This window comes from Enterobacter sp. AG326, assembly GCF_004362415.1.
Taxonomy (GTDB): domain Bacteria; phylum Pseudomonadota; class Gammaproteobacteria; order Enterobacterales; family Enterobacteriaceae; genus Enterobacter; species Enterobacter asburiae.
Genome location: NZ_SNXG01000002.1, coordinates 628,007 through 651,568, shown reverse-complemented (window position 1 = coordinate 651,568; position 23,562 = coordinate 628,007). Strand labels below are relative to the sequence as shown.

The 23,562-nt window shown below is 55.3% G+C and carries 24 protein-coding genes; 3 read left to right on the top strand and 21 right to left on the bottom strand.

Annotation, left to right across the window (positions count from 1 at the left end; translation table 11 throughout):
* Positions 1–5: 5 nt before the first annotated feature.
* From thiK to yceD, 18 genes are all read right to left on the bottom strand, one after another.
* Positions 6–830, bottom strand: a complete 825-nt coding sequence (gene thiK / locus DFO52_RS10155) for a thiamine kinase (protein ID WP_133550316.1) — start codon at positions 828–830, stop codon at positions 6–8.
* Complete coding sequence (gene lpoB, locus DFO52_RS10150) at positions 811–1,458, bottom strand: penicillin-binding protein activator LpoB (protein WP_023311160.1); 648 nt, start codon at positions 1,456–1,458, stop codon at positions 811–813. The genes thiK and lpoB overlap by 20 nt, the downstream gene beginning before the upstream one ends.
* 10 nt (positions 1,459–1,468) lie before the next feature.
* On the bottom strand, positions 1,469–1,843 hold the full coding sequence (locus DFO52_RS10145) for a YcfL family protein (protein ID WP_133550314.1): 375 nt from the start codon (positions 1,841–1,843) through the stop codon (positions 1,469–1,471).
* A 1-nt stretch (position 1,844) separates the two neighbouring features.
* Complete coding sequence (gene hinT / locus DFO52_RS10140; RefSeq protein WP_006809243.1) at positions 1,845–2,204, bottom strand: purine nucleoside phosphoramidase; 360 nt, start codon at positions 2,202–2,204, stop codon at positions 1,845–1,847.
* A 247-nt stretch (positions 2,205–2,451) separates the two neighbouring features.
* Complete coding sequence (gene ptsG / locus DFO52_RS10135; RefSeq protein ID WP_023311158.1) at positions 2,452–3,885, bottom strand: PTS glucose transporter subunit IIBC; 1,434 nt, start codon at positions 3,883–3,885, stop codon at positions 2,452–2,454.
* A gap of 297 nt (positions 3,886–4,182) precedes the next feature.
* Positions 4,183–4,977 carry a metal-dependent hydrolase gene (locus tag DFO52_RS10130; RefSeq protein WP_121931260.1) on the bottom strand — a complete coding sequence of 265 codons (795 nt, stop codon included), beginning with the start codon at positions 4,975–4,977 and terminating at the stop codon, positions 4,183–4,185.
* Positions 4,978–4,987: 10 nt separating this feature from the next.
* Positions 4,988–5,992 (bottom strand): DNA polymerase III subunit delta', encoded by a 1,005-nt coding sequence (gene holB / locus DFO52_RS10125; protein ID WP_059346487.1) that lies wholly within the window; start codon positions 5,990–5,992, stop codon positions 4,988–4,990.
* Positions 5,989–6,630, bottom strand: coding sequence for a dTMP kinase (gene tmk / locus DFO52_RS10120; RefSeq protein ID WP_029739872.1), 642 nt, complete (start codon positions 6,628–6,630; stop codon positions 5,989–5,991). Before tmk ends, holB begins: the two co-directional genes overlap by 4 nt.
* Entirely contained in the window at positions 6,620–7,642 is a 1,023-nt protein-coding gene (gene yceG, locus DFO52_RS10115; protein WP_047648096.1) for a cell division protein YceG, read from the bottom strand. Before yceG ends, tmk begins: the two co-directional genes overlap by 11 nt.
* Before the next feature lie 2 nt (positions 7,643–7,644).
* Positions 7,645–8,454 carry an aminodeoxychorismate lyase gene (pabC, locus tag DFO52_RS10110; protein ID WP_133550312.1) on the bottom strand — a complete coding sequence of 270 codons (810 nt, stop codon included), beginning with the start codon at positions 8,452–8,454 and terminating at the stop codon, positions 7,645–7,647.
* Positions 8,455–8,574: 120 nt separating this feature from the next.
* Positions 8,575–9,816 (bottom strand): beta-ketoacyl-ACP synthase II, encoded by a 1,242-nt coding sequence (fabF, locus tag DFO52_RS10105; RefSeq protein WP_133550310.1) that lies wholly within the window; start codon positions 9,814–9,816, stop codon positions 8,575–8,577.
* Positions 9,817–9,907: 91 nt separating this feature from the next.
* Positions 9,908–10,144: an acyl carrier protein gene (gene acpP, locus DFO52_RS10100; protein WP_003857954.1), complete on the bottom strand. Its 237-nt coding sequence runs from the start codon at positions 10,142–10,144 to the stop codon at positions 9,908–9,910.
* A 154-nt stretch (positions 10,145–10,298) separates the two neighbouring features.
* Positions 10,299–11,033 (bottom strand): 3-oxoacyl-ACP reductase FabG, encoded by a 735-nt coding sequence (gene fabG / locus DFO52_RS10095; protein WP_008500795.1) that lies wholly within the window; start codon positions 11,031–11,033, stop codon positions 10,299–10,301.
* Between the two features lie 12 nt (positions 11,034–11,045).
* A complete protein-coding gene (gene fabD / locus DFO52_RS10090) occupies positions 11,046–11,975 on the bottom strand; it encodes an ACP S-malonyltransferase (RefSeq protein WP_133550308.1) in 930 nt (309 codons plus the stop codon).
* Between the two features lie 15 nt (positions 11,976–11,990).
* Positions 11,991–12,944: a beta-ketoacyl-ACP synthase III gene (locus DFO52_RS10085; RefSeq protein WP_008500797.1), complete on the bottom strand. Its 954-nt coding sequence runs from the start codon at positions 12,942–12,944 to the stop codon at positions 11,991–11,993.
* 6 nt (positions 12,945–12,950) lie between these two features.
* Positions 12,951–13,985: a phosphate acyltransferase PlsX gene (plsX, locus tag DFO52_RS10080; protein ID WP_059290957.1), complete on the bottom strand. Its 1,035-nt coding sequence runs from the start codon at positions 13,983–13,985 to the stop codon at positions 12,951–12,953.
* 80 nt (positions 13,986–14,065) lie between these two features.
* The gene (gene rpmF, locus DFO52_RS10075; protein ID WP_003857964.1) at positions 14,066–14,239 is read right to left on the bottom strand and encodes a 50S ribosomal protein L32; all 174 of its coding nucleotides are present in this window, start codon (positions 14,237–14,239) and stop codon (positions 14,066–14,068) included.
* 16 nt (positions 14,240–14,255) lie between these two features.
* A complete protein-coding gene (gene yceD, locus DFO52_RS10070) occupies positions 14,256–14,777 on the bottom strand; it encodes a 23S rRNA accumulation protein YceD (protein WP_014883375.1) in 522 nt (173 codons plus the stop codon).
* 140 nt (positions 14,778–14,917) lie between these two features.
* Here yceD and DFO52_RS10065 point away from each other — a divergent pair, with 140 nt between their 5' ends.
* The gene (locus DFO52_RS10065; protein ID WP_133550306.1) at positions 14,918–15,502 is read left to right on the top strand and encodes a nucleoside triphosphate pyrophosphatase; all 585 of its coding nucleotides are present in this window, start codon (positions 14,918–14,920) and stop codon (positions 15,500–15,502) included.
* A 66-nt stretch (positions 15,503–15,568) separates the two neighbouring features.
* Here DFO52_RS10065 and rluC read toward each other — a convergent pair whose 3' ends face one another.
* The gene (gene rluC / locus DFO52_RS10060) at positions 15,569–16,516 is read right to left on the bottom strand and encodes a 23S rRNA pseudouridine(955/2504/2580) synthase RluC (RefSeq protein WP_024909023.1); all 948 of its coding nucleotides are present in this window, start codon (positions 16,514–16,516) and stop codon (positions 15,569–15,571) included.
* A gap of 572 nt (positions 16,517–17,088) precedes the next feature.
* Here rluC and rne point away from each other — a divergent pair.
* Positions 17,089–20,217, top strand: a complete 3,129-nt coding sequence (gene rne, locus DFO52_RS10050) for a ribonuclease E (RefSeq protein WP_133550304.1) — start codon at positions 17,089–17,091, stop codon at positions 20,215–20,217.
* 41 nt (positions 20,218–20,258) lie between these two features.
* Here rne and DFO52_RS10045 read toward each other — a convergent pair whose 3' ends face one another.
* Positions 20,259–21,197: a LysR family transcriptional regulator gene (locus DFO52_RS10045; RefSeq protein ID WP_038417542.1), complete on the bottom strand. Its 939-nt coding sequence runs from the start codon at positions 21,195–21,197 to the stop codon at positions 20,259–20,261.
* A 109-nt stretch (positions 21,198–21,306) separates the two neighbouring features.
* Here DFO52_RS10045 and DFO52_RS10040 point away from each other — a divergent pair, with 109 nt between their 5' ends.
* The gene (locus tag DFO52_RS10040; RefSeq protein WP_133550302.1) at positions 21,307–22,521 is read left to right on the top strand and encodes an MFS transporter; all 1,215 of its coding nucleotides are present in this window, start codon (positions 21,307–21,309) and stop codon (positions 22,519–22,521) included.
* 75 nt (positions 22,522–22,596) lie between these two features.
* Here DFO52_RS10040 and flgL read toward each other — a convergent pair whose 3' ends face one another.
* Entirely contained in the window at positions 22,597–23,550 is a 954-nt protein-coding gene (flgL, locus tag DFO52_RS10035; protein ID WP_133550300.1) for a flagellar hook-associated protein FlgL, read from the bottom strand.
* Between the last annotated feature and the right edge of the window lie 12 nt (positions 23,551–23,562).

The following is a 23,562-nucleotide window of genomic DNA, read 5'->3' as shown; positions in this document are numbered from 1 at the left end:
CTCTCTTATCCTTTAGTTTGTAACTGACGCCAGGCATCGTCTGCCAGCGCAATAAATTGTTTGTCTCTGGACTGCCGATAGCGCATTTCAAACCAGCCAGCCATTAACATGATGACCCAGGGTCGCCAGCGTCTGACCTGACGCCTCAGCGCGTCGGGGTCAATATGCGCTACCCGGGCATAGTCCCTGATGAGCATCTGCCGCGCGGCTTCACTCTCCGTCCAGACTGCCGCCAGCTCCAGCGCCACATCGCCATCTCCGGCATACTCCCAGTCGATAAGCCTGATGCCCGCTGGCGTATGAACAATATTCCCGGCATGAACATCCATGTGCAGCGGCGCGAGCCGAATCGGCTGCGGCTCGCCCGTTTTACGCAGCCGCTTGAGATTTGCCAGCCATACTGTCGTACGCCTGTCAGGCAGGGCTTGCTGCCAGTAATGTTCCAGCAGAGGGAATAACGTCGTTCGCCATCCCAGACGTGGCTGCCGGTGCAGATGATACAGCATCGACGCGAGCGCCGGCGTGTCAGGCAGCGCGCTTTTAACTTCACCGTCCAGATAGTCCACGGCCATCCAGCCCTGTCTGAAAAAACGAGGGGCAGGCACGAGATCTGACGGAAGACGTCTCAGGGCACGAAACTGACGACGGAAATGGGAGGCAGGAGCAAAGGGGTCGTGATTTTGCCGCAAGACCAGACGTCGTTCGCCCTGCTCTATAATGCAACTCGCGCCGCCAAGCCCGGAATGGGCCTGCGGCGCGATAAGGCGGTACTGAGGAAAATAGCGCGTCAGAATCTCTTCACGCGTGCTGTCATTGTTGCGTAACCGCACCTTTACCTGACCAGATAATTTCGCCTGTCTGAACCAGCATCAGCTGCATCTGCAGGGCTGGGGTATTCACGTTACCGGTGGCGTTAGAGTACAGCACATACTGTGCGCCAACGTTACGGGCAATGCCGATCGCCTTGCTGCGGGTACCGAGGCTATCCTGCGGCGACAGGCCCAGCTGCTGTTTGGCGACCGCGAGCTGCTGAGCCGAAACCAGCGTAAACTTGCCGTTGTTAGCCAGAGCATTACGCAGGGTTTCCGTCGCTTCACCCGCGTTCAGCGAACCGTTGGTACGGTTGTTGACGCTGTCGACCAGCAACACGCTGCCCGCCGTCACGCCCTGCGCCTGCAGCATTTTGCCGACCATCGGCTGCATTGCCCCGTTCCAGTCGTAATGGCGCACGCGCGGCGTGGGCTGTGACGTCTGGTCCGGATGTTCAATCGGGCCTGGCTGCGCCGGAATAGACGGTACAGACGGCACGGTTGGCTGCTGCTGCGTTGGCGGCGTCGGCTGTTCAGTACCCGGTTTAGCCTCTTCCACAGGCGCAGGCTGTTCAGTTCGGGTCACACACCCTGCAAGAAACAGAGCGAAAGCTGTCACGAGCGCATAGCGGCTCAAATTTTTAATCAAGGTTCACCCCTCAGAGATAAAGATAAAGTCTCACCTTATGCGCACCCAGATAGTTGGCGCTGCCATAGAGCGTTACCGACGACCTGGCCGGAATGGTGACGCTGCGCGGCGCCTCCAGCGGATGCATTTCAAGACCTCTTACGTCATACCAGAAAAAACGGTAGTGGACCGTCACAGGTTCATGTCTTTCATTAAAGAGCGTAGAGGAGGCAGATGAGTTGATTTCACTGATAGTCAACGCGGGCTGTTGCGCCGTGATGCCCGCGGCAAGCACAGAGGACTCCATGACCAGCGCCTGTTCATCATTCACGGGGATCGCCGGACGCGAGCTGCACCCCACAATCATCATCGCCATTACCAGCGCTGCAATACGCCCTTTCAGCATGTCAAAGACCTTTATGTGCCAGCATCGGCCCCAGAGGACGTCCACCCAGCAGATGCATGTGAATATGATAAACTTCCTGGCCACCATGGCGGTTGCAGTTCATGATCAGACGGTAACCGTCTTCTGCAATCCCTTCCTGTTCAGCGATTTTGGCTGCCACCGTCAGCATACGACCTAACGCCACTTCATGCTCGGTTTTTACGTCGTTTACAGTCGGAATCAGAATATTGGGAATGATAAGGATGTGCGTCGGAGCCTGAGGGGAAATGTCCCGGAAAGCCGTCACCAGTTCATCCTGATAGACGATATCTGACGGAATTTCGCGGCGGATAATTTTACTGAAAATCGTTTCTTCAGCCATGACCTTTTCCTTTTTAGTTTAATCTGGCGCAATGCGTCCGCTGTAAACACACTCCCGGGATCGGTGTGTGACACAATCCAAGAGTATGAGCGAGTTTCTCCTGTCCTTTCAACCTCCTCCCTCGATTTCTTTCCTGAATGTTCATCAGCTGACTGAAGAGTGACCGCTCTCGCGTCTCAGTGGCGTTTTTTAAGACACAAATAAAAAAGGCAGCCATTCGGCTGCCTTAGTCTCCCCAGGTCACAACTTAGTTGCTGCGGATGTACTCATCCATTTCGGTTTTCAGGTTATCGGATTTGGTACCGAAGATTGCCTGTACACCAGAACCTGCAACAACTACGCCCGCTGCGCCCAGTTTTTTCAGACCCGGCTGGTCTACTTTCGCTACGTCGGCAACGCTCACACGCAGACGAGTGATGCACGCGTCCAGGTTAGTGATGTTCTCTTTACCGCCGAACGCTGCGACCAGTGCCGGAGCCATTTCGCTGGTAGCGCCAGCTTTGCTGTCTTCTGTCGCATCTTCACGACCCGGAGTTTTCAGGTCCAGTGCTTTAATCAGCACGCGGAAGATGGTGTAGTAAACAACGGCATAGCACGCACCCACGATTGGGAACAGCCACAGTTTGCTGCTGTTACCGGACAGAACGATGAAGTCGATCAGACCGTGAGAGAAGGACGTACCGTCACGCATACCCAGCAGGATACAGATTGGGAACGCCAGGCCCGCCAGAATCGCGTGGATAACGTACAGAATCGGCGCAACGAACATGAAGGAGAACTCGATCGGCTCGGTGATACCGGTCAGGAACGAGGTCAGCGCTGCGGAGATCATGATACCGCCCACTTTTGCACGGTTCTCTGGCTTAGCAGAGTGCCAGATAGCAATCGCAGCGGCTGGCAGACCGTACATTTTGAACAGGAAGCCACCAGACAGTTTACCTGCAGTTGGGTCGCCCGCCATATAACGTGGGATATCGCCGTGGAATACCTGGCCTGCTGCGTTGGTGAATTCACCAATCTGCATCTGGAATGGAACGTTCCAGATGTGGTGCAGACCAAATGGCACCAGGCAACGCTCGATGAAGCCGTAGATACCAAACGCCACAACCGGGTTCTGGTAAGCAGCCCACTGAGAGAAGGTCTGGATAGCAGAGCCGATTGGTGGCCAGATGAAGGACAGGATCACGCCAGTGAAAATCGCTGCCAGACCAGAGATGATCGGAACGAAACGCTTGCCCGCGAAGAAGCCCAGATACTCAGGCAGCTTGATGCGATAGAAGCGGTTAAACATATACGCTGCAATCGCACCGGAGATGATACCGCCCAGAACACCGGTGTCCGCCAGGTGTTTCGCGGCGATCTCTTCTGCCGGTAAATGCAGAACCAGCGGCGCAACCACAGCCATGGTTTTGACCATGATGCCGTAGGCAACCACTGCAGCCAGCGCAGAAACGCCGTCGTTATTGGTGAAGCCCAGAGCCACACCGATCGCGAAGATCAGTGGCATGTTAGCAAAGACAGAACCGCCTGCTTCGGCCATCACGTGGGAAACTACGGCTGGCAGCCAGCTGAAGTTAGCAGAACCGACACCCAGCAGGATACCTGCGATAGGCAGTACGGATACTGGCAGCATCAGCGATTTACCGACCTTTTGCAGGTTAGCAAATGCATTCTTAAACATAATTGAGAGTGCTCCTGAGTATTTGTGCTTTTTTTACGCTTTCACGCATTGGCCCGGGGGGAGTACCGTGCCGTGGACAGGACATCTAAGCGCCCTTTATTTATTACACAGAGTAAAATAATTCCCTCTGAGTTTGTTTGACGGCTATCACGTTTCAGCTTAAGGCGGTCGAAAAACTTTCAGTTATTTACAAAAAGCATGTCCGGATGTGTCTAAAAACACCCTCACCGCCCCAAATGAGGCGGTGAACTTTACTCGCTTTACTTATTAATTACGAGCCTAAAAAAAACAGGTGTATCAGACAGATTGCAGGCGGGCGGGGTCGATATGGAACAGCGTGGAGAAGTTTTCCGTCGTCACGCGGGCCAGCTCATCGATGCTGACGCCCTTCAGTACGGCCATGTACTCAGCAACGTCTCTCGTCATAGCGGGCTGGTTCTCTTTACCACGATGAGGTACCGGTGCCAGGTACGGAGAATCCGTTTCAACCAGAATGCGATCGAGCGGAACATAACGTGCAGCATCACGCAGCTGCTCGGCATTACGGAACGTCACGATCCCCGAAAACGAGATATAAAACCCCAAATCAAGCAGCTTACCCGCCGTTTCTCTGTCTTCTGTGAAACAGTGTAGTACGCCACCGCAATCCGTCACGTTTTCTTCCCGGAGGATTGCCAGGGTATCCGCGCGCGCGTCGCGGGTGTGGACGATAACCGGCTTGTTCAGCTCCCGGCCAATGCGAATATGGTTGCGGAAGGACTCCTGTTGGCGCGATTTGGTTTCCGGCGTGTAAAAGTAGTCCAGCCCGGTCTCGCCCATCGCCACCACGCCCTCTTCTGCTGCCAGTCGGCGCAGATCCTCAACGTCGTACGCCTCGTCCTGATTCAACGGGTGCACGCCGCAGGAGAACACCACGTTATCGCGAACGCCCACCAGCTCACGCATGGAGCGGTAGCCCGGCAGCGTGGTTGCTACCGCAAGACAGAATTTCACATCGCGGGCAGCGGCTTTTGCCAGCACGTCATCCACGTTTTTATGCAGGGATTGATAATCCAGGCCATCAAGATGGCAGTGTGAGTCGACTAAAAACATAATGTCTCTCTCAGAGATGGGAAACAGGCGGTGTGACGCCGGGTTGCAGGTAATGTTCGATGCGCAATAACTGGTCGGTCAGTAAAAGCTCGCGATTAAGGCCCGTCACGGTTAAAAGCTGTTCACGGCTCTGGCAAATTTCATGGAGCATCGCGTGAAGAATCTTTCCCGAGAGGCGGTTCGCCAGCGTATTCACCAGCGGCCACGCGTCCGGGTTGGTCAGCAGCGTTGCCCCTTGCTGGATTTTGAGCGCATCCAGCAATAAGGAGGCCAGCCAGTGCAGACGCTCAACGGCCCGATCGCTGTTAAGCGCAGGCAGTAAACTTAGCCAGTCGTGACTGTTCAGCGACGTATCCACGGCCCGGCAGAGCGTTTCTCGCTCTGACCAGACGTCAGGCTGCAGTAGTGCCAGCGCCGCAGCAGGCGCGCCGCTGCTCAGGCGCAAGGCGGTCAGCGCGCTCTCAGGTGACGTTGTCACCTCTCGTTCAAGCCAGCTCAGCGCCCACGATTCCTGAGGTACTGCAAGGTGATGAAGACGACAACGGCTGCGCAACGTCGCCAGCAATCGTCCCGGGTCACGGCATGAGAGGAAAAACCACGTTTTAACCGGCGGCTCTTCCAGGGTTTTAAGCAGGGCGTTAGCCGCAGCCTCGGTAAGCAGCGTGGCGTCTTTAAGCCAGACCACTTTTGCACCGCCCAGTCGCGCATGTTCATACAATTTTTCACTGACTTCACGCACGGCATCAATACCGAGCGCGCTTTTTCCCTTCTCAGGCTCAAGAGTGTAGTAGTCAGGATGCGTCCCCGCCTGCATCAGCTGGCAGCCACGGCATTTACCACAGCTCTTGTGCCCTTCCGGCTGCTGACACATCAGAAAACGGGTGATGGCATAAATCAACGCATCATCACCCATTCCTGGCAATGCCTGAATCAGTAACGCATGATGCCCCCGACCCGCCTGATAGCTGCCGATCAGCTGTTCAAAGTGTGGGCGCAACCATGGATACCATTTCATGCCTGCTGCTCCTGCACCCACTGCGTAATGGTGTGCTGAATGTCGCGCGTGACGTCGTCCAGGGACTGCGTCGCATCGATGGTACAAATTGAGCTGTCCTGTGCGGCCAGCTCAAGATAGCGCGCACGGGTGCGGTTAAAGAAATCAAACGACTCTTGTTCAATGCGGTCCAGCTCGCCGCGCGCGCGGGCACGTTTGAGCCCCACTTCCGGGGTCACATCCAGATAGAGCGTCAGGTCGGGGCGAAAATCCCCCAGTACGGCATTACGCAGCGTTGCGAGCATTGTCTGGTCGATGCCGCGTCCTCCGCCCTGATACGCCTGAGTCGACAGATCGTGACGGTCGCCGATCACCCACTTACCCTCGGCCAGGGCAGGTTTGATAATCGTCTCAACCAGCTGAACGCGCGCCGCGTAGAACATCAGCACTTCGGCTTTGTCAGTGATAACTTCGTCGCCGACGGATTTGATATCCAGCACCAGACTGCGCAGCTTTTCAGCCAGCTGCGTGCCGCCCGGCTCGCGGGTAAATACCATGTCCGCCACGCCAAGCGCTTTGAGCGTATCCACCACCACGTTGCGGGCGGTGGTTTTACCCGCCCCTTCGAGTCCCTCAATGACAATGTATTTACTGCGCATTTTTTTCCTTAAGTGCCTTCAGATAGTCCTGAACAGAGCGATTGTGGCTGGCAAGGTTGGTGTTAAAGGTATGCCCCCCTTTTCCATCAGCCACAAAATAGAGATACGGTGTTTTAGCCGGATGCGCGGCGGCTTTAAGCGACGCCTCGCTCGGCGTGGCAATCGGGCCCGGCGGTAAACCGCTAATCACGTAGGTATTATACGCCGTCGGCGTCTCCAGATCTTTTCTTGAGATCTTGCCGGTATAGCTCTCACCCATGCCGTAGATTACGGTAGGGTCGGTTTGCAGACGCATGCCGATGCGCAGACGGTTGATAAATACTGACGCCACCCGATCGCGCTCGGCAGCGACGGCCGTCTCTTTCTCAACGATCGAGGCCATGGTCACAAACTGGTTCGGATCGCTGTAAGGCAATCCTTCCATCCGCCCTTCCCAGGCGGCATCTACGGCGGCAACCATTTTTTTGTGCGCCCGCTTCAGGATAGCCACATCGGTCGTGCCTGCCGTGTACATCCAGGTGTCTGGCCAGAACCAGCCTTCCACCCATTCCGGATGTTCAAGCTTCAGTGCTTCTGCCACCGTCTGATAGCTATCGTCTTTTAACGTATGTTTGATATACGGCGCGTCACGCAGCTGTTTGAGATAATCGCTCAGGCGCATCCCTTCCACAAACCGCAGGGGAAACTGGGCTTCTTTGCCGCTTTCCAGCAGCTGCAGCATCTCTCTGACGGTCATTCCCGGCGTAAAGCGATAGGTGCCGGCTTTGAAATGTGACAGCTCAGGCTCCACGCGCAACAGCCACTGGAATACCCTTGGACGATTAATAATCTTGTCGCCATAGAGCTGTTCCCCCAGCGCCTGACGGCCGGTTCCCGCTTTTAGGGTAAAGATCGTTTCGTCTTTAACCAGGATCTTGCTGTCTGCCAGCTGGCGAACTTTCCATACGCCAGCTCCGCCAGCGACGCCCAGCGCAACGATGAGGATAAGGACAAAGCGCAACATTTTTTTCATGACTATCTGGTTTGCTCACATATCGGGGCTAAAAACTGAAACAGTTCGCGCGAAGACCAGCGTTGTTGGCCATACGCACGGACGGGTACAACAGGCATCAGCGCATTGCAGATGATGACTTCATCGGCAGTCTGTAGCGCGGCTTCTCCTGCGCTAACTTCGACAACGCGAAAGCCAGAGCGTGCCAGCTGTTGCAGACAAAACTGGCGCATTAACCCATTTACGCCAGCGTGCTCCAGCGACGGAGTGAACACCTCTTCCCCCTGCCGCCAAAGTAAATTAGCCGCACAGCATTCCGTAATGAACCCTTCGCTGTCAAGAACCAGCGCCTCTTCGGCGTCCGTCTGTTCAAGATGAGTACGAATGAGCACCTGCTCGAGGCGGTTGAGATGCTTAAGCCCGGCCAGCATCGGGTTTCGTCCCAGTCGTACTGGGCTCAGCGTCAGAGTTATGCCGTCTTCTCGCCAGCGAGAATAATGTGCGGGATAAGCAGAAACGGAGAGGATACGCGTTGGGTTGAGGCACGATGCAGCGCTGTAACCCCGGCCACCACTGCCGCGGCTGATGATGACTTTGAGTACGCCGCTGTCCTTCCCGGTTGCCAGCTGGCACATTTCCTGACGCAACGTGTCCCAGTACGTAAAGGGGATCATTAGCTTTTCACAGCCATGCTGCAGGCGTCGAATGTGCGCCTCCAGCAGGCAGACATCACCGTCCAGAATGCGCGCCGTCGTAAAGCAACCATCTCCGAACTGTATCGCCCTGTCGCTGGCAGGCAGCGTGTCCTGCTCAAGGCCATTGATTAGAAACATGGTGGCTCCTTATGCGTGGGCGTTTAGTCTGGCAGGATGTCATGCAGCCGACAAGAAGATTAGGCTTAATAAAAAAGGCCCGGCAAGCGGACCTTTTTAAACGCTATCGGGACGTCAGGATCAGATCTTTTTGAAGATCAGAGAGCCGTTGGTACCGCCGAAGCCGAAGGAGTTACACAGGGTGTACTCCATACCGCTAACCTGACGCGCCTCGTGAGGAACGAAGTCCAGATCGCAACCTTCATCCGGGTTATCCAGGTTGATGGTTGGCGGAACAGCCTGATCGCGCAGCGCAAGGATGGAGTAGATTGACTCTACCGCACCCGCCGCACCCAACAGGTGACCGGTCATGGACTTGGTGGAGCTCACCATTACGCGGCTGGCAGATTCGCCGAAGATAGACTTAACCGCCTGAGCTTCAGCTTTATCGCCTGCAGGCGTAGAAGTGCCGTGCGCGTTCACGTAGCCAATTTGTGCTGGGGTAATACCCGCATCACGAATCGCGTTTTCCATCGCCAGCGCAGCACCCGCGCCGTTCTCAGGAGGAGACGTCATGTGGTAAGCATCGCTGCTCATGCCGAAACCAACGATTTCAGCATAAATTTTCGCGCCGCGTTTTTTCGCGTGCTCGTACTCTTCCAGTACGATCATGCCCGCCCCGTCGCCCAGCACGAAGCCGTCACGGTCTTTATCCCACGGACGGCTCGCCGCCTGCGGGTTATCATTACGGGTAGACAGCGCACGCGCCGCACCGAAACCGCCAACACCCAGTGGAGTGCTGGCTTTTTCAGCACCGCCCGCAACCATAGCATCTGCATCGCCGTACGCAATAATGCGCGCGGCCTGGCCGATGTTATGTACGCCAGACGTACAGGCAGTCGCGATAGAAATGCTTGGCCCACGCAGGCCGAACATGATGGTCAGGTGACCCGCCACCATGTTAACAATCGTGGACGGAACGAAGAACGGGCTGATCTTACGCGGGCCGCCATTCATCAGAGATGTATGGTTTTCCTCGATCAGGCCAAGACCGCCAATCCCGGAGCCGATAGCGGCGCCGATACGGGTTGCGTTCTCTTCCGTAATCTCAAGGCCAGAATCCTGCATGGCCTTAACGCCAGCGACAATTCCATATTGAATGAAGGCATCCATCTTGCGCTGTTCTTTGCGCGAGATGATCTCTTCACAGTTAAAATCCTTTACTAAGCCAGCAAATTTCGTTGCATAGGCGCTAGTATCGAAATGGTCGATTAGGCTGATGCCGCTCTGACCGGCAAGGAGAGCTTTCCAGGTGGACTCTACGGTATTGCCGACAGGAGACAACATGCCAAGTCCGGTCACAACTACACGACGCTTAGACACGTTTGTCCTCCAGGGAGGGATAAAAAAAGAGATTCGTGGGAATAAAAAAGATAAAACTCAGGCGGTCGAATGACCGCCTGGAGATGTTCACTTACGCCTGGTGACCGTTGATGTAATCAATGGCAGCCTGAACGGTGGTGATCTTCTCAGCTTCTTCGTCCGGAATCTCAGTATCAAACTCTTCTTCCAGAGCCATTACCAGCTCAACGGTGTCAAGAGAATCTGCGCCCAGGTCTTCAACGAAGGAAGCGGAGTTCACAACTTCTTCCTGCTTAACGCCCAGCTGTTCGCCGATAATTTTCTTAACGCGTTCTTCGATAGTGCTCATACTCTTAAATTTCCTATCAAAACTCGCTTTCGCGATGGTTTTCGTAGTGTATAAAATGTTGAAAAATTTGCAACTAAATCCCGGCAGTTCTTACCACGATTTTACGTTATTTTGAGGCCATTCGCCCTAATAACGCAAATATTTTTCATCGTGGTTAAACCATATACATCCCGCCGTTGACGTGGAGGGTCTCACCAGTGATGTAACCCGCTTCGTCAGAGGCTAAAAATGCAACCGCGCTGGCGATTTCTTTAGGGTCGCCAAGACGACCCGCCGGAACTGCCGCCAGCGTACCCGCACGCTGCTCATCAGTCAGCGCACGCGTCATGTCCGTTTCAATAAAGCCCGGAGCAACAACGTTTACCGTAATACCGCGGGACGCAACTTCACGCGCCAGCGACTTACTGAAACCAATCAGACCTGCTTTCGCCGCAGCGTAGTTAGCCTGACCAGCATTTCCCATGGTACCAACCACAGAACCGACAGTGATAATACGACCGTGACGCTTTTTCATCATAGCGCGCATTACCGCTTTTGACAGACGGAATACAGATGACAGGTTGGTTTCGATGATATCGTTCCACTCGTCGTCTTTCATTCGCATTAACAGGTTATCGCGAGTGATCCCGGCATTGTTTACCAGAATATCCACTTCGCCAAACTCTGCGCGAATATTTTCCAGAACAGATTCGATAGATGCAGGTTCAGTCACATTCAGTACCAGACCTTTACCGTTCGCACCCAGATACTCGCTGATGGCCTGAGCGCCATTCTCGCTGGTTGCTGTACCAATCACCTTCGCGCCGCGCGCAACCAGTGTTTCAGCAATTGCACGCCCGATACCGCGGCTTGCGCCAGTGACCAGGGCGATTTTTCCTTCAAAACTCATGGTATTCCTCTTTTATTGCGAGAGTGCCGCTGACATCGCTTCCGGCTCGTTAATCGCCGAGGCTGTCAGGGTGTCAACAATACGTTTTGTCAGACCGGTGAGGACTTTACCAGGGCCGACTTCATACAGATGCTCAACGCCCTCCGCTGCCATAAACTCAACGGTTTTAGTCCACTGTACCGGGCTGTAGAGCTGGCGAACCAGTGCGTCACGGATAGCTTCCGGCGTGGTTTCGCATTTCACATCGACGTTATTCACAACGGAAATCGTCGGTGCGTTAAACGTAATTTTTTCGAGCTCAATCGCCAGTTTTTCAGCAGCAGGCTTCATCAGCGCACAGTGAGACGGCACGCTGACCGGGAGCGGCAGCGCACGCTTAGCACCGGCTGCTTTACAGGCCGCACCCGCACGTTCAACCGCTTCTTTATGACCGGCAATAACCACCTGGCCCGGCGAGTTGAAGTTTACCGGAGAGACAACCTGGCCTTCAGCAGATTCTTCACACGCTTTTGCAATTGCAGCATCATCCAGACCGATGATGGCAGACATGCCGCCCGTGCCTTCCGGCACCGCTTCCTGCATGAACTTACCGCGCAGTTCAACCAGACGTACCGCGTCAGCAAACGCGATCACGCCAGCACACACCAGCGCAGAGTATTCACCCAGGCTATGACCCGCGAGCAGCGCTGGCGCTTTACCACCCTGCTGCTGCCAGACACGCCACAGCGCAACGGACGCAGTCAGCAGCGCTGGCTGGGTCTGCCAGGTTTTGTTCAGTTCTTCGGCCGGACCCTGCTGGGTCAGCGCCCATAAATCATAACCCAGTGCATCAGAAGCTTCACGGAAAGTCTCTTCAATTACCGGGTAGTTTGCTGCCATTTCAGACAACATCCCAACGGTTTGAGAGCCCTGGCCCGGGAACACAAAAGCAAATTGCGTCATTTTTTATTCCTTATACTAGAAACGAACCAGCGCGGAACCCCAGGTGAACCCGCCACCGAAGGCTTCAAGCAAGACCAGTTGGCCCCGTTTGATTCGTCCATCGCGTACCGCTTCATCAAATGCGCACGGTACCGACGCCGCAGAGGTGTTGCCGTGACGATCCAGCGTCACTACAACGTTATCCATCGACATGCCCAGCTTTTTCGCGGTGGCGCTGATGATACGCAGGTTCGCCTGATGCGGCACCAGCCAGTCGAGGGCAGAACGCTCAAGGTTATTCGCTTCCAGCGTTTCATCAACGATGTGTGCAAGCTCAGTCACCGCCACCTTGAACACCTCGTTCCCTGCCATGGTCAGGTAAATCGAGTTGTCCGGATTAACGCGATCGGCGTTAGGCAGGGTCAACAGTTCACCATAGCTGCCATCAGCATGCAGATGCGTAGAGATGATACCCGGCTCTTCGGACTGCCCCAGCAGCACCGCGCCCGCACCATCACCAAAAATAATGATCGTTCCACGATCGGTTGGATCGCAGGTGCGCGCCAGTACGTCAGCACCGATCACCAGCGCATATTTAACGGCACCGGATTTCACGTACTGGTCGGCAACGCTCAGCGCATAGGTGAAGCCTGCGCACGCGGCAGCGACGTCAAACGCCGGACAGCCTTTAATGCCGAGCATGTTTTGCACCTGGCACGCCGCGCTTGGGAAAGCATGCGTGGCAGACGTGGTGGCGACCACGATCAAACCAATCTGTTCTTTATCAATGCCGGCCATTTCGATTGCACGCTGTGCGGCTTCGTAACCCATGGTCGACACGGTTTCGTCTGGCGCGGCAATACGACGTTCACGGATACCTGTGCGCGTGACAATCCACTCGTCAGACGTATCTACCATTTTTTCCAGATCGGCGTTGGTACGCACTTGTTTTGGCAGGTAGCTGCCGGTACCTAAAATCTTCGTATACATGTACGCTCAGTCACTTTTAGCTAATACAGATTCCAGGCGAGCGGCAATCCGCTGAGGGACTTGTCGCTGCACCGCCTGCACTGCCTGTTCAATCGCGACAGCAAATGCTCGCTGATTGGCGGCGCCATGACTCTTAATCACGATGCCGCGCAATCCTAACAGACAGGCGCCATTATACTGGTCGGGGTTGAGGTGACTGAATCGCCGCGTCAGGCTCTTTTGTAACCAACGCTTCAATAAAATTAGCCACCAGGCGCTTTTTTTGCCTTCTCCCTGAGATTTCAGCAGAGAAAGAAACATGCGCACGACCCCTTCCATGGTCTTCAACGTGACGTTTCCGGTGAAGCCATCGCACACCAGAACATCCGTTTTACCCGTCAACAACTCATTGGCTTCGAGATAACCAATATAGTTGATGGAGGGAACCTGTTTGAGCAATTCAGCCGCTTCGCGAATGCTGTCCAGGCCTTTGGTCTCTTCTTCACCAATGTTCAGTAACGCAACACGGGGAGTGTTGATCCCGACGACTTCTTCTGCCAGCACCGATCCCATCACGGCAAACTGAGCCAGCATAGTACTATCACAGTCGACGTTAGCGCCCAAATCGAGCACCACCGTTTTGCCCTTCTGCTGATGCGGTAACACCGTTACCAGCGCCGGACGCTCAATACCTTCAATAGGCTTGAGCAGTAATTTCGACAGCCCCATCAGCGCGCCGGTATTCCCCGCGCTGACGCAAGCCTGAGCTCGCCCTTCTTTCACCAGCTCCAGCGCTATCCGCATAGAGCTGCCACGACTATTGCGAATGGCCTGCGAGGGTCGGGCATCACTGGCAATAACTGACTGCGCAGGAATAATCTGCAGACGCGAACGTTGTTCAAAGTCAGCTTTTGCGAGTAATGGCGTGATTGTGTCGGGATTGCCGACTAAAAGAAGTGTGAGTTGCGAATTAGAATTCAGTGCCTGCAATGCTGCAGGCACTGTCACGGAAGGGCCAAAATCTCCCCCCATGACATCTAACGCCAGGGTTAGACGTGTCAAGGTATCGTCGCAGCCTGGTTCGGTAAATTCCCCGTTTGCACGGGGAAATCCTCACTAAGCCTAATCACGCTTGCGCGTGATTACTTAGTGATAACCTTGCGGCCGCGGTAGAAACCGTCAGCGGTGATGTGGTGACGCAGGTGTTTCTCACCAGAAGTCTTGTCTACAGACAGGCTGGTAACTGCAGTCAGCGCGTCATGGGAACGACGCATGCCACGTTTGGAACGGGTTGGTTTATTCTGTTGTACGGCCATGGACCTTACTCCTCAATTACTTACGCTTTAAGCTGGCTAATACGGCAAATGGGTTTGGTTTTTGCGCTTCATCAGGCAGTTCCCCAAAGACCATGTCCGCCTCGGACACTTCACAGTGTTCAGAATCATGCACCGGAACCACTGGCAAGGTGAGGATGATTTCATCTTCAACCAGAGCCAGAAGATCGATTTCACCGAATTCGTTAACCTCAATCGGCTCATACGCTTCCGGGAGTGCTTCAGCCTGTTCGTCAGAACGAACCGGACTGAAACAATACGTTGTGTGAACATGCTGTACAAACGGTTTCCCGCAACGCTGACATTCGAGCGTTACCGTCACCTTTGCATCACCGGTTAAAACGGCGAGACGCTGGTTGTCGATAGCGAACGACATGGAGCATTCTACATCACTGTCCACACTGACTACGGATTCGGCAATACGCTCAGCCTGATCGGAAGTATAGATACCTTCGTAATCGAGGCGTTTTTGAGCCGTACGAACCGGATCAAGAGTCAGGGGTAATTTTACCTTTTGCATAGGGCGCGCATATTAACTTTGTAACGTCATAGAGTCAAAGAAAAAGGCAACCAGAGCTGCCTTTTGCCAATTATTCGCACACATTGCGGCCTGTAGTTTAAAATGGCTGGCATCGATACGCTATATCTGGTGATAAAAATATGCCAAATCTCGTCCTTGCTTCCACATCGCCCTACCGCCGAATGCTGCTGGAAAAGCTCGGGATCCCGTTTGAATGCGCCGCGCCAGAGGTCGATGAGACGCCACAGCCGGGCGAATCACCGCGTCATCTGGTGATGCGTCTCGCTAAAGAGAAAGCGCAGTCGCTGGCCGCACGTTACCCCGCACATTTGATTATAGGCTCAGACCAGGTTTGCGTGCTGGACGGCGAAATCACCGGCAAGCCCCATACGGAGGAGAACGCCTGTCAGCAGCTTCTGCGTGCGCGAGGCACTATCGTGACCTTTTACACCGGCCTGGCGCTCTATAACTCCGCCACCGGTCATCTGCAAACCGAATGCGAGCCGTTCGACGTACACTTCCGCCATCTCAGCGAGCAAGAGATCGTGGATTATGTGCGCCGGGAACGTCCGCTGAACTGTGCGGGAAGCTTTAAAAGTGAAGGATTGGGGATTGCGCTGTTCGACAAGCTGGACGGACGCGATCCCAACGCGCTGGTGGGGTTACCGCTAATTGCTTTGTGTCAGATGTTAAGACGAGAAGAGTGTAATCCACTAACCATGTGACTAAAACGTTGCGGCCTGATGCCCTCACCCCAGCCCTCTCCCACAGGGAGAGGGAGGAAAGCAAAATCACCCGCGCAGAACCTTAAGACAGCGTTTCAACTGCTCGTCCAGCGGTGCTTCAATACGGATGACTTCACCCGTATTAGGATGGGTAAACTTCAGCGCTGCCGCATGCAGGAACAGACGCGACAGTCCCGTCCCCGCCAGCTGCTTATCAAACTCGCGGTCGCCATAGCGGTCATCAAAGGCAATTGGGTGCCCTGCAAACTGAGTATGCACGCGGATCTGGTGGGTACGACCGGTCACCGGACTGCAGCGCACCAGCGTGGCAAACTCATAGCGCTCTTCAACCTTAAAGCGCGTCTCAGACGGTTTCCCTTCCTGGCTCACGCGAACAATACGTTCACCGCTTTGCAGAATGTTCTTCAGCAGCGGCGCCTGCACCACTTTTACATGGGACTGCCACTGACCGCGCACCAGCGCCAGGTAGTCTTTCTGCATCCCTTTTTCACGCAGCTGTTCATGCAGAGAACGCAGCGCAGAACGCTTTTTCGCCACCAGCAGTACGCCAGAGGTATCACGGTCAAGACGGTGCACCAGTTCAAGGAAGCGCGCTTCCGGGCGCAGGGCTCGCAGTCCTTCAATCACGCCGAAGCTCAGACCGCTACCGCCATGGACAGCCGTTCCTGACGGTTTATTGAGCACCAGAATGTGGTCATCTTCGTAAAGGATCACATCGCTCAGGGCCGCCACTTTCTGTAGCTTCGGTGAAACGGTCTCTTCTTCACGTTCCGCAACGCGCACCGGCGGAATACGCACTTCATCGCCCGCCTCGAGTTTGTACTCGGGCTTCACGCGTTTTTTGTTAACCCGCACCTCGCCCTTACGCAGGATGCGGTAAATCATGCTCTTTGGCACACCTTTCAACTGGGTGCGCAAAAAGTTATCGATACGTTGCCCCGCGTCATCTTCGGCGATGGCAACCATTTTTACGGCTGGAGTCTCTGTTTTCATGGTTGGCGATTCTAAATATCGTCAGCCATTAGCGCCACTCATTTTTCTATGCTTATATTTACTTTTATCCGGCCAGCTCCCGGTTTCGCGCAACCGATTTGGTGGTTATTAAACCAATTGCCATTCTGAAGTGAAGAAACTGTGAGTAACCGGGTGATAATTGGTAAAAGTCATCTTGCTATAACCCGGCGAGCAGTGGAATAATGAGGCTGTTTTCCGTGTTAAATCCTGGTTAAGTAAGGATGTTGACGGAATGACCAATTTTGTCTGACCGATCATCCACGCAGCAATGGCGTAAGACGTATTGATCTTTCAGGCAGTTAGCGGGCTGCGGGTTGCAGTACTTCCCGGTATAAGGATTGTTCTCTGGAGAGTTCTACCCAGGCAATTCCCCTGATAATTGCGCTGTGTTTCCGTATGAAACACAGGCAACCGACACTCTGCGCCTCTTAAGCGAGCGACAACCGTGAGGTTGGCGACGTGAACAGACACGAGGCCATCGGTTCATACCCCGGAAAGCGTCACCTTGCCCGCAGCTTTGTCGTCAATGTAAGAATAACGAGTAAGTTACGATGAAAAGAATGTTAATCAACGCAACTCAGCAAGAAGAGTTGCGTGTCGCCCTTGTGGATGGGCAGCGCCTGTACGATCTGGATATCGAAAGTCCTGGACACGAACAGAAAAAAGCGAACATTTACAAAGGTAAAATCACCCGCATTGAACCAAGCCTTGAAGCTGCATTTGTCGATTACGGTGCTGAGCGTCATGGTTTCCTCCCTCTGAAAGAAATCGCACGCGAATATTTCCCCGCAAACTACAACGCCCATGGCCGCCCAAACATCAAAGATGTTCTGCGTGAAGGTCAGGAAGTTATCGTTCAGATTGATAAAGAAGAGCGTGGCAACAAAGGTGCCGCACTGACCACCTTTATCAGCCTGGCAGGGAGCTATCTGGTTCTGATGCCTAACAACCCGCGTGCGGGTGGCATCTCTCGCCGTATCGAAGGTGATGACCGTACCGAGCTGAAAGAAGCGCTGGCAAGCCTCGAACTGCCTGATGGCATGGGGCTTATCGTGCGTACCGCAGGCGTAGGCAAATCAGCCGAAGCGCTGCAGTGGGACCTGAGCTTCCGTCTGAAGCACTGGGAAGCCATCCAGAAAGCTGCGGAAAGTCGCCCTGCTCCGTTCCTGATCCACCAGGAAAGCAACGTTATCGTACGTGCCTTCCGTGATTACCTGCGTCAGGACATCGGTGAGATTCTGATCGATAACCCGAAAGTGCTTGAGCTGGCGCGCCAGCACATCGCCGCGCTGGGTCGTCCGGATTTCACCAGCAAAATTAAACTGTACACCGGTGAAATCCCGCTGTTCAGCCACTATCAGATCGAATCCCAGATTGAGTCCGCCTTCCAGCGTGAAGTGCGTCTGCCATCCGGCGGTTCTATCGTTATCGATACCACTGAAGCGCTGACCGCTATCGACATCAACTCCGCACGTGCAACACGCGGTGGCGATATCGAAGAGACCGCCTACAACACTAACCTCGAAGCCGCTGATGAAATCGCCCGCCAGCTCCGCCTGCGCGACCTGGGTGGTCTGATTGTTATCGACTTCATCGACATGACTCCTGTTCGCCACCAGCGTGCGGTTGAAAACCGTCTGCGCGAAGCGGTGCGTCAGGACAGGGCGCGTATCCAGATTAGCCATATCTCACGCTTTGGCCTGCTGGAGATGTCCCGTCAGCGTCTGAGCCCGTCTCTCGGCGAGTCCAGCCATCACGTTTGTCCGCGCTGCTCCGGCACCGGTACCGTGCGTGATAACGAATCTCTGTCCCTCTCCATTCTGCGTCTGATTGAAGAAGAAGCGCTGAAAGAGAACACCAAAGAGGTTCACGCCATTGTGCCGGTGCCCGTTGCCTCTTACCTGCTTAACGAAAAACGTGCAGCGGTAAGTGCGATTGAAGCACGTCAGGGTGGCGTTCGCTGCATCATCGTGCCAAACGATCAGATGCAGACCCCACACTATCACGTGCTGCGCGTGCGTAAGGGCGAAGAGACGACCACCCTCAGCTACCTGCTGCCGAAGCTGCATGAAGAAGAGATGGCTCTGCCATCCGATGAAGAGCCTGCCGAGCGCAAACTGCCAGAGCAGCCTGCGTTAGCGACCTTCATCATGCCAGAAGCGCCACCGGAAGCAGCTCTGGAAAAACCTGCTGCCAAACCTGAAGCGCAGAAACCAGAAGCAGCTGCGGCGAAGGCCCAGCCGGCACAGCCGGGTCTGCTGAGCCGCTTCTTTGGCGCGCTGAAGAAGATGTTTGCTGAAGAAGAAGTTCAGCCAGAACAGCCGAAAGAAGAGCCTAAAGCGGCCAAACCAGAGCGTCAGCAGGACCGCCGTAAGCGTCAGAACAACCGCCGCGATCGTAACGACCGCAGCGACCGTAATGACCGTAATGACCGCAGCGAGCGTCGTGACAACCGTGACAACCGCTCTGAGAATGGCGAAGGCCGTGAGCAACGCGAAGACAACCGCCGCAACCGTCGCGAGAAACAACAGCCGAACGTTGAAGATCGTGAAATTCGCCAGCAGGCGGGCGATGAGTCTGAGAAGAGCAAACAGCGTGACGACCAGCAGCCGCGCCGTGAACGCAGCCGTCGCCGTAACGACGAGAAGCGTCAGGCACAGCAGGAAGTCAAAAACCTGAACCGCGAAGAGCCTGTTGAACAGCAGGACGGCGAGCAGGAAGAACGCACTCAGGTAATGCCGCGTCGTAAGCAGCGCCAGCTTTCTCAGAAAGTTCGCTTCGCCTCTGAAGCAACCGAAGAGTCAGGCGCTATCGCGGTTGAAACCAGCGAGATCGCAACCGGTACGCAGCTGGCGAAAGTTGATCTGCCAGCGGTCGTTGAAAGCAACGTTGAGCAGGATGATAACGGTGAAAATCGTGATAACGCCGGTATGCCGCGCCGTTCACGTCGTTCTCCACGTCATCTGCGCGTCAGCGGCCAGCGCCGTCGTCGCTATCGTGACGAGCGTTACCCAACCCAGTCGCCAATGCCGCTGACCATTGCCTGTGCTTCGCCAGAAATGGCCTCCGGCAAAGTCTGGATCCGCTACCCGGTTGCTCGCCCGGAGCAGGTTGTTGAAGAACAGCCTGTAACCGAAGAGGTGATTGCACCCGCAGCCGCGGTAGAAGCTGTCGCGACTGAAGCGGCAACCGTGGTTGAACCTCAGGTTGTTGAAGCTGAAGCACCTCACGCAGTGGAAGTTGAAACCACCCATCCAGAAGTGATTGCCGCGCCGGTTGATGCCGCACCGCAGCTTATCGCCGAAGAAGATGCCGTGGTGGCTGAGGAAGTGGCTGAAGAGGCTGAACCTGTAGCCGCAGTGGAAGACATCGCAGAAACCCTCGTTGAAACCACCGCTGAAGAAGTCGTTCAGGACGTTGAGATTCAGGTTGAACCGGTTGTCGAAGAAGCGAAAGCGCCTGAGGTGAAACCTGAGCCGGTTGTTTCTGCACCAGCCGCTGCCCACGTGGCGACAGCACCAATGACGCGCGCCCCGGCGCCGGATTACGTGCCTGAAGCCCCGCGTCACAGCGACTGGGTACGCCCGGCGTTCAGCTTCGACGGTAAAGGCGCTGCAGGCGGCCACAGTGCAACGCATCAGGCGACTGCACCGGCGACGCGTCCGCAGTCTGTCGAATAACGACGCTGAAAGTAAAAAGCCGACCTTAGGGTCGGCTTTTTTTATGGCTGCTGCACGGGCTTTCTCATCCCGGTCACCTCTGGCATGACCTGCCGCATCAACTCCAGAAAACGCCGCAAGCGTGCCGGATAATAGCGGGACCAGGGATAAACCAGATGCACCGGTAACGCCGCTGGCTGCCAGTCTGGAAGCAAATGCACCAGCCGCCCTTCCCGAATATCATCCTGTACCGTCCAGCTGGATACCACCGCCACGCCAAGGCCGGTGAGCGCCGTATTGCGTGCGACATACAGGCTGTCGGTGCTCAGCCGTGGCGTAATAGCAATCCGCGCGGTGGCAGGTGATGCATCGTGAAAAAGCTCCACGTGGCGCTGGTAGAATGAGCTAATCGCTATCCAGGGAAACTGCTGCAAATCCTCCGGCGTGTTGACCGTCGGAAAACGGGCCAGCAGTGCCGGTGAAGCCACTACCGAGCGCGGCACTTCGGCCAGCAGCACGGACACGGTCGCAGGATCGACTTCCACGCCCACCCGAATCGCACAGTCAAGGTTATCGCCGAGGAAGTCCGCCGACCGATCGTTAAGCATCCACTCAATGGAAAGCTGCGGATAGCGTTGCAAAAACTCGGTTACGGGTTTCAGAAGCTGGTCCTGACCAAACGCGTGCGGAGCGCGCACCCGCAGAACGCCTACAGGCTCATCTTCCGTCTGCCCCACCTCATCTTCCAGCGCCAGCCAGCTGTCAATCACCCGACGGGCGTGCTGATAGCAGCGCTCGCCGTCATCCGTAAGCCGCGTCGTGTGGGTGGTGCGCAATATCAGGCGCACGCCCAGCATGGTCTCAAGCGACTGCAACCGTCTGCTTACCGTGGCCTGGGTAGTGGCCAGCTGCCGTGCCGCCGCTGAGAGGGAACCGGCCTCCACAATACGAACAAACGTCCGCATTAACTCCACCCTGTCTATACGCTCAGCTCTTTTCATTGCATTTTCATTTATACGTTCAACGTATAAGCGTTTTACCACCGGGCCCGCTACCGTCGCAAGGCGTACTGATAAAAAATAGCCTCACACGACGAATGAGGAACATCTTATGAACACAACAACCGCCGCCCATGCGGTGAGCCGCTGGGTAATCTTAATGCTGGCGATCGGTGCAGGTTTCAGCGTGGCATCTATCTATTATGCCCAGCCTCTGCTGCCGCTGATGGGCGCAGACCTTCACCTGAGTATCGAAGGAATGGGCCTGGTCCCGACGCTCACCCAGGCGGGATATGCCCTGGGGATCCTGTTCCTGCTACCGCTCGGCGATCGCCACGACCGCAGGACGTTAATCCTGATAAAGAGTGCGGCGCTGGCGCTGTTTCTTCTCGGCTGTAGCCTGACCGGGCAGATCCATTCTCTGCTGCTGGCAAGCCTGCTCATCGGCATGGCCGCCACCATGGCACAGGATATCGTCCCTGCCGCGGCCATTCTTGCGCCGGAAGGTAAACAGGGGAAAACCGTGGGCACGGTAATGACCGGGCTGCTGATGGGCATCTTATTATCCAGAACCGTGAGCGGCGTGGTGGGCGAAGCGTTTGGCTGGCGCGTCATGTACCAGCTGGCGGCGGCGAGCATTGCGTTCATCGGGGTGATGATGTGGTTTGTACTTCCCCGTTTTGCCATTCACTCCACGCTGAGCTACCCCGCGCTGATGCGCTCAATGGAACATCTGTGGCGTCGCTATCCGGCGCTGCGCCGTGCGGCGCTGGCTCAGGGCTTCCTGTCGATTGCCTTTAGCGCCTTCTGGTCTACGCTTGCGGTCATGCTGCTGGAACGCTATCACCTGGGCAGTGCCGTCGCGGGGGGTTTTGGTATTGCAGGTGCCGCCGGTGCGTTAGCTGCCCCGCTGGCAGGAGGTCTGGCGGACAAACTCGGCGCAGGAAAAGTCACGCAGCTTGGTGCAGTTCTTGTGACCGTCTCATTCGCTCTGATGTTCCTGATGCCCGCGTTGGGCGTTCATGGACAGCTGATGCTGATCGCCGTCTCTGCCGTCGGGTTCGACCTGGGCCTGCAGTCTAGTCTGGTCGCTCACCAGAACCTGGTATACAGCCTTGAACCGCAGGCGCGGGGTCGTCTCAATGCCCTGCTCTTTACGGTAGTATTTATCGGGATGGCGCTGGGTTCCGCGTTAGGCAGCAATATCTACTCGCTGGCCGGCTGGACGGGCGTGGTCGCGCTGGCGACAGTCTGTGGCGTCATTGCGCTGGCAATCCGTCTGATAGAAAGCGCACGAGTCGCCTCCGCACCGGCAGAAGTTGCATAAAAAAAATGCCCAATCCAGACGGATTGGGCAGTAAAACATGCCCAGTTTCAAGACATGTTCTAAGAGGTCAAGATGTTATTTGTTCAGCTGGAACAGAGACATGCCCTGCATATCGCTAAACGCTTTATAAGACGCCTGCAAGGCCGCCTGCTGCATGGTGTAAGAGGAAATCGCTTCGTTCCAGTCAACATCCACCAGATCACTCATCTGCTTGGTCTGACCCAGCGCGCGGTCATCACCCAGCGTATCGAGTTTTTCCAGCTCGTTCATCTTGGTTCCCACATCCGCAACGACCGTCAGGACGTTGTTCTGGGAATTTTTGATGCCGATTTGCGCATTGGCAATCACCTGGCTTTGTGCCGTTGCGGCAGCCGGATCGTTCTCAATCGGTGTCTTCAGCGACGCAATGGCAGAATCCAGGATTTTGAACATGTTTGTTTCGCCATATCCACCGCCCGGCAGCTGTTCCGCATTACTGGTAATGCTTTCGAAAATTTGCTGTCCGGTATGGCTAATGGTCATATTTCGCGCCGTATCAACCTGCTGGGTGATGGCCTCTGCGCCGCCGTTGTAATCCCCGGTCGCGGCATCAAACGGTGCGCTCTCGGTTTTGTATCCCGCAAAGATAAAGCGACCATTACCATCCGTCGTGTTGGCCAGGTTCATCAGCTGATCGCGGATCCCCTGAATATCGGTTGCCAGAGAAAGACGGTCGTCATCGCTTAATGTGCCGTTTGAGGCGTAAACCAGCTTCTCGCGCACGCTTGAGATCGCGGTGTTCACCTGGGTTAACACGTTATCTTCCAGCGAGACCTTCTGCGTTGCAAAGGTACGCGCGAGTGCGAACTGGCTGTTTTGCGACTGAGATTGCGACAGAACGATGGCCTGCGACGCGGCGATAGGATCGTCCGAAGGACGGTTGACGCGCTTACCGGTGGACATCTGCTCACCGTAGCTCAGCCATCTGCTCTGGGAATCGGTGATCCCTCGCATGTTCTGCTCATACATCATCTGGGTGCTAATACGCATTGTTCACCTCAA